Genomic DNA, 14,285 nt, shown 5'->3' on the forward strand with positions numbered 1-14,285 from the left:
CGGTCGCAGACGTAATGTCCGTTGTCTGGATCACGGCCGCTGAAGGCGAAAAGCGCTGCAGCAGAGTCCGATTGACCTATAGGGGGCCTCGGCGCGCACGTCGACGGCCGGCCACCGGTGGGGACCAGTGACCGGCCGTCGAGCCGAACGATGAGGATCAGGCGACGACGCCGAACCCGCCCGTCCACGAGATCTTCTCGCCAGCGGCGAGGCTGATCTGCAGGAAGCCCAGGGCCTCGAGCTCGCGGGCGCGCGCCAGCGAGCCGGCGTCGACGGCCTTGAGCCCACCGGCTGCGATGGCGCCGACGAGCTCGGACTTCGCGTCGGCGTCGTCACCGGCGAGGAGCACCGTCGTCGTGTTCGGTCCGACGGTGCCGGCGGCCAGGGTGCCGGCGAACGTGGTGTTGAACGCCTTGACGACCTTCGACTCGGGCAGCTGCTTGGCGATCTCGGCCGCGGCCGAGCCGTCGGCCGGTACGACGAGCGAGTCGAACGTCTCGAAGTTCACCGGGTTGGTGATGTCGACGACGACCTTGCCGGCGAGGCTGTCGCGACGCTCGGCGACGATCGACGGTACGGCGCCGTAGGGGACCGCGAGCACGACGATGTCGCCGCTGACCGCGGTGGCGGCGTCGGCCTCGCCGAGCAGCTGCACGGAGTGCCCGCCCTTGCCGAAGACGCCCGCGATGGCCTGCCCCATGTTGCCGGTTCCGATGATGCTGATGCGTGCCACTGTGTCCTCCACAGACTGAGTAGTTGGTTGATTCTTCAATCAATATGACAGAGATTGGTTGACATGTCAGCCAATGCGGCGCCGTGCCGTCCGGCAGGGAGGGGTGTCGAAGTCTCCGCGAGTCTGGGAGCCTCGGGAGTGGTAGGTCCGCGCGGTCAGGCAGCTCGCTCCCCACCGATCCCACCGCACACCAGGAGGACGCATGCCCACGTACGAGGTCGGCTACTTCGTCGGCAGCCTGTCATCGACGTCGCTCAACCGGACCCTGAGCAAGGCGCTCATCCGGCTCGCACCGAAAGACCTGAGCTTCACCGAGATCCCGATCGGCAACCTGCCGCTCTACAGCCCCGACTTCGACTCGGACTACCCGGCGGAGCCGAAGGCGCTCAAGGAGGCCATCGCCCGCTCTCAGGCCGTCCTGTTCGTCACGCCGGAGTACAACCGCTCCATCCCCGGCGCGCTCAAGAACGCGATCGACTGGGCCTCGCGGCCCTGGGGTCAGAACTCGTTCGACCACATCCCGGCGGCGGTGATCGGCGCCTCTCCCGGCCAGATCGGCACGGCGCTGGCCCAGCAGAGCCTGCGCGGGGTGCTCAGCTTCTGCAACGCCCGGCAGATGACCGCCCCCGAGGCGTACGTGACCCTGCGGCCGGGTCTGGTCACCGACGACGGGGAGGTCACCGACGAGTCGACGGCCGACTTCCTGTCCGGCTTCATGCAGGAGTTCCGCGACCACGTCGAGCGGGTCCTCACGGTGCTCCCGCGCCCGTGACGGTTCGCGAACCTCGAACCGGCCGGCATTGCCTGCAGGTGGTGCCGGCCCGATGATGGGAGGGCGAAGGGAGTCGCAGAGGGACGAGGAGGTCCGGTCATGACCGTCGAGCTGCACCCACTCGATCGGGAGGCTCCGTCCCTGGAGTCGATGACGGTCCGCGAGCTCATCGCGGAGCTGGCCCGGCTGCAGGACATGGTCGACCGCGACGCGGCGTCGAACGGCTATCGCCCGATCCCCGGTCAGACGCACCGGCGGGCCGAGCTGCAGCGTCGCGAGCGCCACATCACGCGCGAGCTCGACCGGCGGTACGCCGCCGGGATCGCAGGGACGGGCCCGTAGCGCGGGGACCTGGCGCCGGCACGGTTCGACAAGCCGTTGCCGCCGTGACGCGAGTGGAGAAGTGTGGGGCCATGATCTCCGCGCTGCGCAAGGGACGGGTCGACAGGTTGCGCATCGTGGTGGCGTGCGCTCGTTCGCTCGACGACGTGCCCCACGACGTCTACCTGCTCGACCTGCTCCCCACCACGGAGGCAGTGGCGGACAGTCGCTTCGACGAGGTGCCCTACCTCGAGTGCCTGGAGCCGGTGCTGGGCGGGGCGAGCGACGCGCCGCCCTGGATCGTCGAGGTGTCGCGTACGCACCGGGCCGACCGTGACGGCCTGGGGCAGGCGCAGTTGTCGGTGCTTCTCGCCGTGGGCAGTCCGCCGGCCGACGGCACACCCGCACGCGACCTGACCCCCCTCGTGGCAGAGGCGTTCTCGCGCATGGTCGGCCGGTTCGCGCCCGACGCGCCGGCTCCCGACCGCGCCGACGCGCTGAGCGCCGCGACGTCGGCCGTCGCCCACGCCTACTCCGACGTCGACCCGGAGGCCCTGTCGCTCACCGACGAGGAGCACCATGCGGCCGAGGGCTGCTGGACGGTAGGGCTCGCCGTTCCCGGGGCGACCCGCTTCCGAGTGCAGCTCGGTCTGGCTTCGGGCCTGCCGGCGTCCACGCACGTCCACCGCGCGGCCATGGCGGAGGTCGTCGACTCCGTGGGCTCGTAGATGTTCGCATAGCGAACACTTGTGCAGAATGCGAACACTCTGCTACGGTCGGCTCCACGCAGACGAGGAGGTCGACATGAGCGAGACGGTGATCGAGGGTCGCGAGGCCGGTGAGGCGGTGCCCGACCGCGACTCCCAGGCGGCGGTCAGCGCCGAGATCGCGGCCGCGCAGGCCGACGACGAGTCGCAGGGGATCGCCCGCGTCCAGCCGCGCCTCGACTTCCCCGCCTACCGCAGCGCCGAGCTGCGCCACCCGACGAAGGAACCGCGGCACGCGGACCCCGAGGGCATCGAGCTCGTGGCGCCGGTCTTCGGGCATCGTGACGTCGACCCGCTCGAGGCCGACCTCACCATCCAGCGCGGGGGCGAGCCGATCGGCGAACGCATCCGCATCGCGGGCCGGGTGCTCGACGGTGACGGGCGCCCCGTCCGCGGTCAGCTCGTCGAGGTGTGGCAGGCCAACGCGGCCGGCCGCTACATCCACAAGCGCGACCAGCATCCCGCGCCGGTCGACCCGAACTTCACCGGCGTGGGCCGTGCCATCACCGGCGACGACGGCTCCTACTCGTTCGTCACGATCAAGCCCGGCCCCTACCCGTGGCGCAACCACCGCAACGCCTGGCGGCCGGCACACGTGCACTTCTCGCTCTTCGGCACCGAGTTCACCCAGCGACTCGTCACGCAGATGTACTTCCCGGGCGACCCGCTCTTCGCGCTCGACCCGATCTACCAGGCCATCACCAGTCAGCAGGCGCGCGACCGGCTCGTGGCCACGTACGACCACGACACTTCGGAGCACGAGTGGCTGCTCGGCTACCGCTGGGACATCGTCCTGACCGGCACCCACGCGACCCCCATGGAGGAGGGCGAGCATGTCTGAGACACCGGCGAACTCGCGGTATGCCGCCGCGGCCGGCCTGGCACCCACGCCGGGCCAGACGGTCGGGCCCTTCTACCACTACGCCCTGCCCTTCGCGGACGGCGAGCACCTCGTTCCCGCAGGCACGCCGGGGGCGGTGCGGCTGCACGGCACCGTCACCGACGGCCACGGCGCACCGGTGCCCGACGCGCTCCTCGAGATCTGGCAGCCCGACGCCGACGGCCGCGTCGTGCGCGAGCCGGGCTCGCTGCGCCGCGACCCCGGCGTGTTCACCGGCTTCGGCCGCACCCAGACGTGGCGCGACGGCGGCTACTCGTTCACCACGGTCGAGCCGGGAGCCACCTCCGCGGGCTCCGCGCCGTTCATCGCGATGACGGTGTTCGCCCGAGGGCTGCTCAACCGACTCTTCACGCGCGTCTACCTCCCCGAGCCGGCAGCGGCCCTGGAGTCGGACGCCCTCCTCTCCTCGCTCGACCAGGCCGACCGCGACACCCTCGTGGCGGTCCGGGAGGGCGACGGGTCGCTGCGCTTCGACGTGCGGCTGCAGGGGGAGCGCGAGACCGTCTTCCTGCGCTACCCGAGGCACGAGGTGTGAGCGGGCTGCTCGAGCCCGGCGCCCCTCGCGCCGCCGGCCTCACCGACGACCGGGCCGTGCTCCAGGCGATGCTCGACGTCGAGTCGGCGTGGGTGCGCGTCCAGCGACACCTCGGCCTCGTCGACGACGACGTGGTGGCGGTCGTGGCCGAGGCCTGCGACGCTGCGGGCCACGACGTCGAGGGCATCGGAACTGCTGCCGAGGGTGGCGGCAACCCCGTCATCCCGATGCTCGCCTCGCTGCGCGAGCGCGTGGGCGACGCCGCAGCCGCGGTGCACCGCGGGCTCACGAGCCAGGACGTCGTCGACAGCGCACTCGTGCTTCTCGTCGCCCGGGCGGCCGAGCAGCTGTCCCAGCACCTGGCAGACGCCGCCGACGCCGCGGCGCGCCTCGCGGTCGAGCACCGCGACACCGTGCAGGTCGCGCGCACGCTCGCACAGCCTGCCCTGCCGACCACCTTCGGGCTCAAGGCCGCCGGCTGGCTCGGTGCGCTCGACGACGTCGCCGACGAGCTCGCCGGTCTCCGGCGCACGCTGCCGGTCCAGTGCGGCGGCGCGGCCGGAACGCTTGCCGCCGTCGAGGCTCTCGTGCCCGGCCGTTCGGCCGAGGCGGCTGGGCTGCTGGCCGACGAGCTCGGCCTCGCCGACCCCGGGAGGCCGTGGCACACCGATCGCGGTCCGATGACCCGGGTGGGCGACTGCCTCGTGCGCGCCGCCGATGCCATGGGCAAGGTGGCCATCGACGTGGTCACGCTGTCGCGCGCCGAGATCGCCGAGGTGCACGAGCCGTCCGACGACGGGCGCGGCGGCTCCTCCACGCTGCCGCAGAAGCGAAACCCCGTGCTCTCGGTGCTCGTGCGGTCGGTCGCCATCGAGGCACCCCACCTCGGGGCGACGCTCCACAGCGCGGCCGGCCTCGCGGTCGACGAGCGGCCCGACGGCGCCTGGCACGCCGAGTGGGGAGCGTTGCTGCGCCTGCTCCGCCGCGTCGTCGTCGCGGCCTCCCAGACCCGAGAGCTGCTCACCGGCCTCGAGGTCGACGCTGACGCCATGCGGCGCAACGCCGACGCGGTCGGCCCGGCCCTTGTCGCCGAGAGGCTCCTGCGCGAGGTCGCGCGACTGCCCGGCGGTGCCTCCGCCGTCAGCGCGCTCCGGCCCGCCCTCGTCGGCGGCGCGCGGGCGAAGCACCTGATGCCGATCCTGCGGGCCTACCTGCCCGAGCAGGTGCTGTCCGACGACGCCGTCGCCGACCTTCTCGACCCCGCCCGCTACGTCGGCGCCGCCGGCGACCTCGTCGACCGTGCCGTCGCGCGGCACCTGCGCGACGACCGCACGACCACCCTCAGCACCGACCACGGGGGAGCCCCATGACCATCCCGACCATCCCGATCGCCCTGACCCAGCTGCGCCGGCCCGAGCGGCCGGCGGGCCTCCTCGTCGTCGGGCCCTCGCTCGGCACCGCCGTTGCGCCGCTCTGGGCGGCCTGCGTCGCCGAGCTGCCCGACGACCTCGCCGTCGTCGGCTGGGACCTGCCCGGCCACGGCGCCAGCCCCGCGCATGACCAGCCCTTCAGCGTGCAGGACCTCGCCAACGCCGTCGCCGATGCGACCGAGGACGTCCGCGCCACGGCCCGGCGACCCGTTGCGTATGCCGGCGTGTCCCTCGGAGGCGCCGTCGCCCTCGCCCTCGCGATCGACCACGCCGACGCCTTTGCGGGGGTCGTGAGCATCGCCTCGGGCGCGAAGATCGGTGAGGCCGACGGTTGGCACGAGCGCGCCGACCTCGTGCGCCGGGCCGGCACCCCGGTCATGGTCGAGGGCTCGGCGAAGCGGTGGTTCGCGCCGGGATTCATCGAGCGCGAGCCTGCCTGCGCCACCGACCTGCTCACCTCGCTCCAACACGCCGACAGCGCCAGCTACGCGCGGTGCTGCGAGGCCCTCGCCGCTTTCGACGTGCGCGACGACCTCGAGGGCGTCGCCGTGCCGGTGCTGGCCCTCGCCGGCGAGCTCGACGAGGTCGCCCCGCCGCCGATGTCCGAGCTCGTGGCCGACCGCTCCGGCGGCTCCTGGGGCGTCCTCGCGGGCGCGGCCCACCTGCCTCCGGCCGAGCAGCCGAAGGCGACGGCGCACCGGATCGCGGACTTCCTCGACACGCTGCGGGCAGGAGGCATCGCATGAGTGACGACAGCCGCTCGCGCACGGCGGGCCAGGCGCACGCCGAGGGCATGGCCGTGCGGCGCGAGGTGCTCTCCGACGCGCATGTCGACCGCGCGCAGGCAGGCACCACCGCATTCACCGAGACCTTCCAGGACCTCATCACCCGCTACGCGTGGGGTGAGATCTGGACCCGTCCGGGCCTCGACCGCCGCACCCGCAGCGCGATCACCCTGACCGCCCTGGTCGCCCGCGACCACTGGGACGAGTTCGCCATGCACGTGCGCGCGGCCCGACGCAACGGGCTCAGCGTCGACGAGATCCAGGAGGTGCTGCTCCAGGCGGCGATCTACCTCGGGGTCCCCTCGGCCAACCACGCGTTCGCCGTCGCCGGGCAGGCGCTCGCCGAGTACGAGAAGGACCCCACCAACGACCGTGACCGCGAGGGCGGTCCAGGAGCAGGAGACCGGTGATGACCACCGCCGCATACGTCTACGACGCCGTCCGCACCCCCTTCGGCCGCTTCGGCGGTCAGCTCGCCGGCACCCGACCCGACGACCTCGCAGCCCACGCCGTCAGGCAGCTCGTGAGCCGCGCGCCGGGCCTGGCCGACGGGGGCTTCGGCGAGCAGGTCGACGAGGTCGTCCTCGGCAACGCCAACGGCGCCGGCGAGGAGAACCGCAACGTGGCGCGCATGGCCACCCTCCTCGCGGGCCTGCCGACGAGCATCCCCGGCTCGACCGTCAACCGCCTGTGCGGGTCGAGCCTCGACGCTGCGATGGTCGCGTCACGCTCGATCGAGACGGGCGACGCCGAGATCGTCATCAGCGGAGGCGTGGAGTCCATGAGCCGTGCCCCCTGGGTGCTTCCCAAGACCGAGAAGCCTTATCCCGCAGGCGATCTCGCGCTGGCCTCGACGACGCTCGGGTGGCGACTCGTGAACCCTGCCATGCCCGCCGACTGGACCGTCTCGCTCGGTGAGGCGACCGAGCAGCTCCGGGAGAAGTACGGCGTCACCCGCGAGCGGCAGGATGCCTTCGCCGCCCGGTCGCACCGTCTCGCCGACCAGGCCTGGGCCGACGGCTGGTACGACGACCTCGTCGTCCCGGTCCCGGGCGTCGACCTCGCCCGCGACGAGTCGATCCGGCCCGACACGACGGAGGAGCGCCTCGCCGGGCTGCGCACGTCGTTCCGCAAGGAGGGCGGCACCGTCACCGCCGGCAACGCCTCGCCGCTCAACGACGGCGCCTCGGCCGTGCTGCTCGGCAGCGAGGGCGCCCACGACGAGATCGGACTCGACCCGCTCGCTCGCGTCGCCGGGCGCGGCGCGAGCGCCCTCGAACCGCAGTACTTCGGCTACGCGCCCGTCGAGGCGGCCAACGCGGCCCTCGCGCGCGCCGGCATCGGCTGGGGCGACGTCTCCGCCGTCGAGCTCAACGAGGCCTTCGCCGCCCAGTCGCTCGCCTGCCTCGACGCGTGGCAGATCGATCCCGAGATCGTCAACCGGCACGGTGGCGCCATCGCCATCGGCCACCCGCTCGGTGCCTCGGGCGGACGCATCCTCGGCACCCTCGCCCGAGACCTCCAGCGCACCGGGGCTCGCTGGGGCGTGGCCTGCATCTGCATCGGCGTCGGGCAGGGCCTCGCCGTCGTGCTCGAGAACGTCAGCGCAGGAGTCACGTCGTGACCACACGGCATACGCAAGAGCCATCGAACACAAGGGAACTGACATGGTGACCATCACCCAGAGCGCGCTCGACGCGGTCGCCGACATCCCCGACGGCGCAACGGTGCTCATCGGGGGCTTCGGGCCGGCAGGACAGCCGGTCGAGCTCATCGAGGCCCTCGTCGAGACCGGCACGCGCGACCTCACTGTCGTCAACAACAACGCCGGCAACGGCGACGTCGGCCTCGCCGCCCTCATCGGCGCGGGGCGCGTGCGCAAGGTCATCTGCTCGTTCCCGCGGCAGCACGACAGCCACCAGTTCGACGCGAAGTACCGGGCCGGCGAGATCGAGCTCGAGCTCGTGCCGCAGGGCAACCTCGCCGAGCGCATCCGCGCCGCGGGCGCCGGCATCGGTGCCTTCTTCACGCCCACGGGCTACGGCACGCCGCTCGCCGAGGGCAAGGAGGTGCGCGAGATCGACGGTCGGCACTACGTGCTCGAGCTTCCCATCCGTGCCGACTACGCCCTCGTCAAGGCGCACCGGGCCGACGGCGTCGGCAACCTCACCTACCGCAAGACCGCCCGCAACTTCGGGCCGATCATGGCCGCGGCTGCCACGACGACCATCGTCCAGGTGCACGAGGTGGTCCCGACCGGCGCGATGGACCCCGAAGTGGTCGTCACGCCGGGCATCTACGTCGACCGCGTCGTCGTCGTGCCGACCGCCGCGACCCCCCGACCGGAGGAGGACCAGTGAGCTCCCTGCAGACCCCGTCGACCTTCATCGAGGGCCCGACCCGGCTGGGCAAGGCCGAGCTGGCCGCCCTCGTCGCCGCCGACATCCCCGACGGCGCCTTCGTCAACCTCGGCATCGGCCAGCCCACCCTGGTGTCCAACTACCTCGCCCCCGACAGCGGCGTCACGCTGCACACCGAGAACGGCATGCTCGGCATGGGGCCCGAGGCGCACGGTGACGACGTCGACCCCGACCTCATCAACGCCGGCAAGATCCCGGTGACCGAGCTGCCCGGTGCCTCGTACTTCCACCACGCCGACTCGTTCGCCATGATGCGCGGCGGCCACCTCGACATCTGCGTCCTCGGCGCCTACCAGGTGTCGGCCCGCGGTGACCTCGCCAACTGGCACACGGGCGAGCCCGGCGCGATCCCGGCCGTCGGGGGCGCCATGGATCTCGCCATCGGGGCGAAGGACACCTTCGTGATGATGACCCTGCAGACACGCGAAGGGCAGAGCAAGCTCGTCGAGGCGTGCACCTACCCGCTCACCGGGGTGGGCTGCGTGAGCCGCATCTACACCGACGTGGCGGTCTTCCTCATCGACCGCGACGGCGACCACGGTGGCGGTGGCGACGGCTCGGTCGTCGTGCGGGAGACCCACGGGGTCACCTTCGAGGAGCTCGAGGCCCTCGTCCCGGTGCCGCTGCGGCGCCCCTGACAGACCCGGTGGATCACGCTGTGGCTCAGTCGAGCCGGAAGGAGGCACATGTCCGAGTCAGCCGCCGGCGGTGAGATGGTGCGGTCGGTCGCCAAGACGCTCGACGTCATCCGCGCCTTCGACGCAGAGCACCGCGACCTCACCCTGAGCGACGTCGCCCGCCGCACCGGGCAGACCAGGGCCAGCGCGCGGCGCTTCCTGCTCTCGCTCGAGTCGCTGGGCTTCGTGCGCAGCGACGGTCAGCTGTTCTCGCTGACGCCGCGTGTCCTGTCGCTCGGCCACGCCTTCCTGTCGTCGCTCAGGCTGCCCGACGTCGCCGAGCCGCACCTCAAGAACCTCACGGCGCAGCTGGGCGAGTCGACCTCGGCGTCCGTCTTCGACGGCGACGACATCGTCTACGTCGCACGCGTCCAGGCCCGCCGCATCATGGCCGTCGAGATCCGCGTCGGCACACGGTTCCCCGCCTACGCCACCTCGATGGGTCGCGCGATGCTGGCCTTCGCGCCCGCGAACGCCCTCGAGGCCTACCTGGGTCGGGTGCGTCTCGAGCCCCTGACTCCGCGAACCGTGTCCGACCCGGTGGCTCTGCGTGCCGAGCTGGAACGCGTCCGCGAGCGCGGCTGGGCGGTCGTCGACCAGGAGCTCGAGATCGGCCTGCGCTCGCTGGCCGCACCCGTCTTCAACCCCCGGGGGGAGGCGATCGCCGCCATCAACGTGTCGACGACCAGCGCCTCGTCGGGGCGGTTCGCCGACGACGAGCTCGCCCGGTTGCTCGTCGACACGGCGGGTGCCATCGGCGACGACCTGCGCCTCGCCCGCCCCGAGATGGCCGACGAGCCGCAGCGGTGGGGTTCCCCGCGCCTCGACGGCTGACCGGGCGCACGCGCGCCCCCCGTTCGATGTGTTCGGCGGTCCCCAGGTGACCGTCGAACACATCGAACCGGCTGCTCAGGCGTCTGCGGCCAGCTGCGTGAGTCGGGCGATCGCGAGCTCATAGCCCTGCGTGCCACAGCCGACGATGACGCCGTCGACGACGTCGGAGAGGTAGGAGTGCCCGCGGAACGACTCGCGCCGGTGGACGTTGCTGATGTGCACCTCGATGACGGGAGCCGTCACCACGGCCAAGGCGTCGCGGATCGCCACCGACGTGTGCGTGTAGGCCGCGGCGTTGACGACGAGGCCGGCGGTGGAGTGACGCAGCTCCTGGATGGCGTCGACGAGCTCGCCCTCGTGGTTGCTCTGGCGGAAGTCGAGCTCGAACCCGGCCGCTTCGGCCGCGCGCCGGCACCTCTCCCGGACGTCGTCGAGCGTCTCGTGGCCGTAGACCTCCGGTTGGCGCTCGCCGAGCAGGTTGAGGTTGGGGCCGTTGAGCACGGCGATGCGCTGGTGTGAGGTCATCTGACGGGTCCTTCGTTCGGGGCGGGTGGGGGAGTGGTGGGCGCCGGGCCGGTCGAGCCGCGGACGACGAGCTGCGTCGGCGCGACGATGTCGGCGGGGGCGTCGTTCTCCTTCCGGGCCTGCTCGCGCACGAGCGCGACGAGCAGGTCGACGGCAGAGCGCCCGGCCTGCTCGGTGCGGTCGCTCAGGGTCGTGAGCGGGGGGTCGCAGAAGTCGGCGCCGAAGATGTCGTCGAAGCCGACGATGCTGACGTCGCCCGGCACGGAGACGCCGCGGGCCTTCATCCGCTTGAGGGCTCCGATGGCCATGAGGTCGTTGTGCGCGATGACGGCCGTGGCGCCGTCGGCCAGTGCGGCCTCGCCGGCGAGCAGGCCGCCCTCGACGGAGGGGTGATAGGGGCCGAGCCGCCGCACCTTGAGGCCGTGCTTCTTTGCAGCAGAGGAGATTCCGGCCCATCGTTGACGTCCCAGCCATGACTCGGGCGGCCCTGCCAGGAAGATCGCGCGGCGGTGACCGAGGGCCACGAGGTGCTCGACGATCTGGCGCGTTCCGCCCTGCTGGTCGGGGCTGACGCTCGTCACCCCCGGCACCCGCCGGTTGACGAGGACGACGGGCATCGCCGCGTCGAACTGGAGGACCTTCGCGTCGGGGAGCCGGCTCGAGCCGAGGAGGAAGCCGTCGACGCCGGGGGCGAGCCGCTCGACCATCCGGGCCTCGGCGCGGGCGTTCTCCTCGCTGTCGCCGATGACGAGGATGTGCCCGGTGGCCTCGGCCTGCCGCTCGGCGCCGCGGATGAGCCCGGAGAAGTACGGGTTGGTGATGTCGGGCAGGACGAGGGCGAGGGTGGCCGTGCGTCCGGTGCCCAGGGCGCGAGCGGCCGGGCTCGCGCGGTAGCCGAGACGGGCCGCCACCTGCTGCACGTGCTCCCGGGTCACGACGTTGACGCGGTCGGGGTTCGTCAGCGCGCGCGACACGGTCGAGGCGGCGACCCCGGCCTCGCGGGCCACGTCGGTGATGGTCACGGCGTGAGGGCGTCTCGTGGACGGCATGTGGCAAATTTTGGCAAACGTTTGCCAGTCATTGCAAGCCATCTCTACCGTCGAGACAGCCCACCGACGAACACCGCCGTTCTCGTCAGCACCACGTGCAAGCCCGTCAGGGCGACGAGGTGGCCCGCACAGGAGGATCGACAATGACGCCAGTCCCCAGCCCCGAAGGCCCCGAGTCCGTGGCCGAGCCCACCCCGACCACGCACGAGCCGGCGCGCACCCCGAAGAAGGCGGCCATCGCCGCCTGGGTCGGCAGCGCGCTCGAGTACTACGACTTCGTCATCTACGGGACGGCGGCCTCGCTGATCTTCCCCAAGATCTTCTTCCCCGAGGGCAACACGGCAGCGGCGACCGTCGCCTCCCTCGCGACCTTCGGCGTCGGCTACGTCGCGCGTCCCGTCGGGTCGTTCCTGCTCGGCCACGTGGGAGACAAGCTCGGCCGCAAGAAGGTGCTCATCTTCACGCTCCTGCTCATGGGCGTCTCGACCTTCCTCGTCGGGTGCCTGCCCACCTACCAGAGCGTCGGCATGCTCGCGCCGGTCCTGCTCGTCGTCCTGCGTCTGCTCCAGGGCCTCTCGGCAGCGGGGGAGCAGGCCGGGGCCAACTCCATGTCGTTCGAGCACGCCCCCGACCACCGCCGCGGCTTCTTCACGAGCTGGACGCTGAGCGGCACCCAGGGTGGTCAGGTGCTCGCCCCGGCCGTCTTCCTCCCGCTCGCGGCTCTCCTCCCCGAGGACCAGCTGCTGTCGTGGGGCTGGCGCGTCCCGTTCTTCCTCAGCGCCGTCGTGGTCGTCGTCGGCTTCGTCATCCGCCGCACGCTCGACGAGACCCCGGCCTTCGAGTCGGAGGTCGAGTCGCGGCCGGCCCCGCGCACCCCGCTCTCGGTCCTGCTGCGCGACCACTGGCGTGCCGTGCTGCGCGTGATGTTCGCGGCGTTCGTCGCCATGGTGAACACGCTCTACACCGTCTTCGCCCTGGCCTTCGCGACGAAGGACGCCTACGGCGTCGGCTTCAGCTCCACCTTCATGCTGTGGGTCGCGATCATCTCCAACCTCGTGGCGATCGCCGTGATCCCGTTCTGGGGCAGCGTCTCCGACCGGGTGGGCCGCAAGCCGGTCTTCCTCGGCGGCCTGGCGGGCTCCGCAGTGCTCTCCGCGGCCTACGTCGCCGTCATCGCCAGTGGCAACCAGGCGCTCACCGCGGTCGTCGGCGTCCTGCTCGCCGGCATCGTCTACAGCGCGACGAACGCCGTCTGGCCGTCGACGTACGCCGAGTACTTCCCGACCAGCGTCCGACTGTCGGGCATGGCCATCGGCACCCAGTTCGGCTTCGCGCTCGCCGGTTTCACGCCGACCATCGCCGCAGCGCTCCTCGGCGACACCGGCGACGGCTGGCCCAAGGTTGCCGCCTTCGCCGTCGTCGCCTGCGCCATCTCGGCCGTCGCCGTCGCCACCGGCCCGCGGGGCACCCACAAGGTGCCGACGAACGAGCTCGGACGCGCCACCGTCCGCGCCTCGGCGCCCGTGCGCACCACCGCCGTCACCCGCGAGGCGACGCGCTAGAGCGGTCGACAGCAGCCCCCACGAGCAACCAGGGAGAGAGTGCAGATCATGACGTCACAGCAGCGCCGGAGGTCCTTCGCCATCGGGCTCCTCGGAGAGCACATCGGCAGCTCCCTCGCCGCGCCGCTCCAGGAGGAGGAGGCGGCGGCCGCGGGTCACGCGCTGACCTACCGGCTCGTCGACGCGGCCGAGCTGGGTCTCGGCCCGGGCGATGCCGCCGACGTGCTGCGCTGGGCGGTGCGCCTCGGCTTCGACGGGCTCAACGTCACGCACCCGTTCAAGAACGTCGTGCTCGACCTCGTCGACGAGGTCTCTCCCGAGGCCGCCGCCCTCGGCGCCGTCAACACCGTCGTCATCCGGGACGGCCGCACGACGGGGCACAACACCGACTGGGTCGGCTTCGCCTCCGCCCTCTCGACGACGCTGCCACAGGCCGCCGGGCAGGACGCCCTCCTGCTCGGCGCCGGGGGCGCCGGCGTCGCCGTCGGCTACGGGGCGCTGCGCGCCGGGGTGCGGCAGCTGCTCGTCTCCGACACGTCGCCCGAGCGGGCCCGGGCCGTCGTCGACCGGCTCGAGGCCGCCGTCGGCCCGGGTCGCGCCCGCGTGCACCTCGACGTCGCCTCCGCCCTCGAGCAGGTCGGCGGCCTCATCCAGGCCACGCCGGTCGGCATGTCGAGCTCACCGGGTATGCCGCTCGACCCCGCCCTGCTCCGGCCGAGCCAGTGGGTGGCCGAGATCATCTACTTCCCGCTCGAGACCGAGCTCGTCCACGCGGCACGGGCGATCGGGTGCGCCACGATGACCGGCGGCGCGATGGCCATCCACCAGCACGCGACGGCATACGGCCTCTTCACGGGGGAGCGCGCGAACGTGGAGCGCATGACCGAGCACTTCACCCGGCTCACCGGGCTGCAGGTGCTCGGCGTCGACCCGGTGACCGAGACGACCACCGTCGCCACCCGAGCGGTGTGAGG

At 72.3% G+C, this 14,285-nt stretch carries 17 protein-coding genes; 14 read left to right on the plus strand and 3 right to left on the minus strand.

What is annotated here, in order from left to right; translation table 11 throughout:
• Window positions 1-157: 157 nt before the first annotated feature.
• Window positions 158-733, minus strand: a complete 576-nt coding sequence (locus tag ACYVNR_RS05565) for an NADPH-dependent F420 reductase (protein ID WP_461047144.1) — start codon at window positions 731-733, stop codon at window positions 158-160.
• A gap of 202 nt (window positions 734-935) precedes the next feature.
• Between ACYVNR_RS05565 and ACYVNR_RS05570 the strand changes: the two genes are divergently transcribed.
• The 12 genes from ACYVNR_RS05570 to ACYVNR_RS05625 all read left to right on the plus strand — a co-directional run bounded on the left by ACYVNR_RS05570 (window position 936) and on the right by ACYVNR_RS05625 (window position 10,175).
• Window positions 936-1,505: an NADPH-dependent FMN reductase gene (locus ACYVNR_RS05570; protein ID WP_458798627.1), complete on the plus strand. Its 570-nt coding sequence runs from the start codon at window positions 936-938 to the stop codon at window positions 1,503-1,505.
• A gap of 99 nt (window positions 1,506-1,604) precedes the next feature.
• A complete protein-coding gene (locus ACYVNR_RS05575; protein WP_461047147.1) occupies window positions 1,605-1,847 on the plus strand; it encodes a hypothetical protein in 243 nt (80 codons plus the stop codon).
• Window positions 1,848-1,918: 71 nt separating this feature from the next.
• Window positions 1,919-2,554, plus strand: coding sequence for a hypothetical protein (locus ACYVNR_RS05580; RefSeq protein WP_461047149.1), 636 nt, complete (start codon window positions 1,919-1,921; stop codon window positions 2,552-2,554).
• A gap of 76 nt (window positions 2,555-2,630) precedes the next feature.
• Window positions 2,631-3,434 (plus strand): protocatechuate 3,4-dioxygenase subunit beta, encoded by an 804-nt coding sequence (gene pcaH / locus ACYVNR_RS05585; protein ID WP_461047151.1) that lies wholly within the window; start codon window positions 2,631-2,633, stop codon window positions 3,432-3,434.
• Complete coding sequence (gene pcaG, locus ACYVNR_RS05590; protein ID WP_461047153.1) at window positions 3,427-4,029, plus strand: protocatechuate 3,4-dioxygenase subunit alpha; 603 nt, start codon at window positions 3,427-3,429, stop codon at window positions 4,027-4,029. Before pcaH ends, pcaG begins: the two co-directional genes overlap by 8 nt.
• A complete protein-coding gene (locus ACYVNR_RS05595; protein WP_461047154.1) occupies window positions 4,026-5,399 on the plus strand; it encodes a lyase family protein in 1,374 nt (457 codons plus the stop codon). The genes pcaG and ACYVNR_RS05595 overlap by 4 nt, the downstream gene beginning before the upstream one ends.
• A complete protein-coding gene (locus ACYVNR_RS05600; protein ID WP_461047156.1) occupies window positions 5,396-6,205 on the plus strand; it encodes an alpha/beta fold hydrolase in 810 nt (269 codons plus the stop codon). Before ACYVNR_RS05595 ends, ACYVNR_RS05600 begins: the two co-directional genes overlap by 4 nt.
• Window positions 6,202-6,654 (plus strand): 4-carboxymuconolactone decarboxylase, encoded by a 453-nt coding sequence (gene pcaC, locus ACYVNR_RS05605; RefSeq protein WP_461047158.1) that lies wholly within the window; start codon window positions 6,202-6,204, stop codon window positions 6,652-6,654. The genes ACYVNR_RS05600 and pcaC overlap by 4 nt, the downstream gene beginning before the upstream one ends.
• The gene (locus tag ACYVNR_RS05610; protein ID WP_461047160.1) at window positions 6,654-7,868 is read left to right on the plus strand and encodes a thiolase family protein; all 1,215 of its coding nucleotides are present in this window, start codon (window positions 6,654-6,656) and stop codon (window positions 7,866-7,868) included. The genes pcaC and ACYVNR_RS05610 overlap by 1 nt, the downstream gene beginning before the upstream one ends.
• A 43-nt stretch (window positions 7,869-7,911) precedes the next feature.
• On the plus strand, window positions 7,912-8,604 hold the full coding sequence (locus tag ACYVNR_RS05615) for a 3-oxoacid CoA-transferase subunit A (protein ID WP_045191981.1): 693 nt from the start codon (window positions 7,912-7,914) through the stop codon (window positions 8,602-8,604).
• Window positions 8,601-9,302, plus strand: a complete 702-nt coding sequence (locus ACYVNR_RS05620; protein ID WP_461047163.1) for a 3-oxoacid CoA-transferase subunit B — start codon at window positions 8,601-8,603, stop codon at window positions 9,300-9,302. The genes ACYVNR_RS05615 and ACYVNR_RS05620 overlap by 4 nt, the downstream gene beginning before the upstream one ends.
• A 48-nt stretch (window positions 9,303-9,350) precedes the next feature.
• Window positions 9,351-10,175 (plus strand): IclR family transcriptional regulator domain-containing protein, encoded by an 825-nt coding sequence (locus tag ACYVNR_RS05625; RefSeq protein WP_461047165.1) that lies wholly within the window; start codon window positions 9,351-9,353, stop codon window positions 10,173-10,175.
• A gap of 75 nt (window positions 10,176-10,250) precedes the next feature.
• On the opposite strand, the gene aroQ is transcribed toward ACYVNR_RS05625, so the two are convergent.
• Window positions 10,251-10,700: a type II 3-dehydroquinate dehydratase gene (gene aroQ / locus ACYVNR_RS05630; RefSeq protein WP_045191979.1), complete on the minus strand. Its 450-nt coding sequence runs from the start codon at window positions 10,698-10,700 to the stop codon at window positions 10,251-10,253.
• Window positions 10,697-11,722 carry a LacI family DNA-binding transcriptional regulator gene (locus ACYVNR_RS05635; RefSeq protein WP_461047168.1) on the minus strand — a complete coding sequence of 342 codons (1,026 nt, stop codon included), beginning with the start codon at window positions 11,720-11,722 and terminating at the stop codon, window positions 10,697-10,699. The genes aroQ and ACYVNR_RS05635 overlap by 4 nt, the downstream gene beginning before the upstream one ends.
• Before the next feature lie 170 nt (window positions 11,723-11,892).
• Here ACYVNR_RS05635 and ACYVNR_RS05640 point away from each other — a divergent pair, with 170 nt between their 5' ends.
• The gene (locus tag ACYVNR_RS05640) at window positions 11,893-13,311 is read left to right on the plus strand and encodes an MFS transporter (RefSeq protein ID WP_082081020.1); all 1,419 of its coding nucleotides are present in this window, start codon (window positions 11,893-11,895) and stop codon (window positions 13,309-13,311) included.
• A gap of 48 nt (window positions 13,312-13,359) precedes the next feature.
• Entirely contained in the window at window positions 13,360-14,283 is a 924-nt protein-coding gene (locus ACYVNR_RS05645; protein WP_461047170.1) for a shikimate dehydrogenase, read from the plus strand.
• Window positions 14,284-14,285 lie beyond the last annotated feature (2 nt).

The organism is Terrabacter koreensis (assembly GCF_054783315.1).

Bases quoted from the DNA above. Each gene is read 5' to 3' on its own strand.
- pcaC (WP_461047158.1), top strand. From the start codon at position 6,202: ATGAGTGACGACAGCCGCTCGCGCACGGCGGGCCAGGCGCACGCCGAG.
- ACYVNR_RS05580 (WP_461047149.1), top strand. From the start codon at position 1,919: ATGATCTCCGCGCTGCGCAAGGGACGGGTCGACAGGTTGCGCATCGTG.
- ACYVNR_RS05615 (WP_045191981.1), top strand. From the start codon at position 7,912: ATGGTGACCATCACCCAGAGCGCGCTCGACGCGGTCGCCGACATCCCC.
- ACYVNR_RS05575 (WP_461047147.1), top strand. From the start codon at position 1,605: ATGACCGTCGAGCTGCACCCACTCGATCGGGAGGCTCCGTCCCTGGAG.
- ACYVNR_RS05600 (WP_461047156.1), top strand. From the start codon at position 5,396: ATGACCATCCCGACCATCCCGATCGCCCTGACCCAGCTGCGCCGGCCC.
- aroQ (WP_045191979.1), bottom strand. From the start codon at position 10,700: ATGACCTCACACCAGCGCATCGCCGTGCTCAACGGCCCCAACCTCAAC.
- ACYVNR_RS05610 (WP_461047160.1), top strand. From the start codon at position 6,654: ATGACCACCGCCGCATACGTCTACGACGCCGTCCGCACCCCCTTCGGC.
- ACYVNR_RS05570 (WP_458798627.1), top strand. From the start codon at position 936: ATGCCCACGTACGAGGTCGGCTACTTCGTCGGCAGCCTGTCATCGACG.
- pcaG (WP_461047153.1), top strand. From the start codon at position 3,427: ATGTCTGAGACACCGGCGAACTCGCGGTATGCCGCCGCGGCCGGCCTG.
- ACYVNR_RS05625 (WP_461047165.1), top strand. From the start codon at position 9,351: ATGTCCGAGTCAGCCGCCGGCGGTGAGATGGTGCGGTCGGTCGCCAAG.
- ACYVNR_RS05645 (WP_461047170.1), top strand. From the start codon at position 13,360: ATGACGTCACAGCAGCGCCGGAGGTCCTTCGCCATCGGGCTCCTCGGA.
- pcaH (WP_461047151.1), top strand. From the start codon at position 2,631: ATGAGCGAGACGGTGATCGAGGGTCGCGAGGCCGGTGAGGCGGTGCCC.
- ACYVNR_RS05640 (WP_082081020.1), top strand. From the start codon at position 11,893: ATGACGCCAGTCCCCAGCCCCGAAGGCCCCGAGTCCGTGGCCGAGCCC.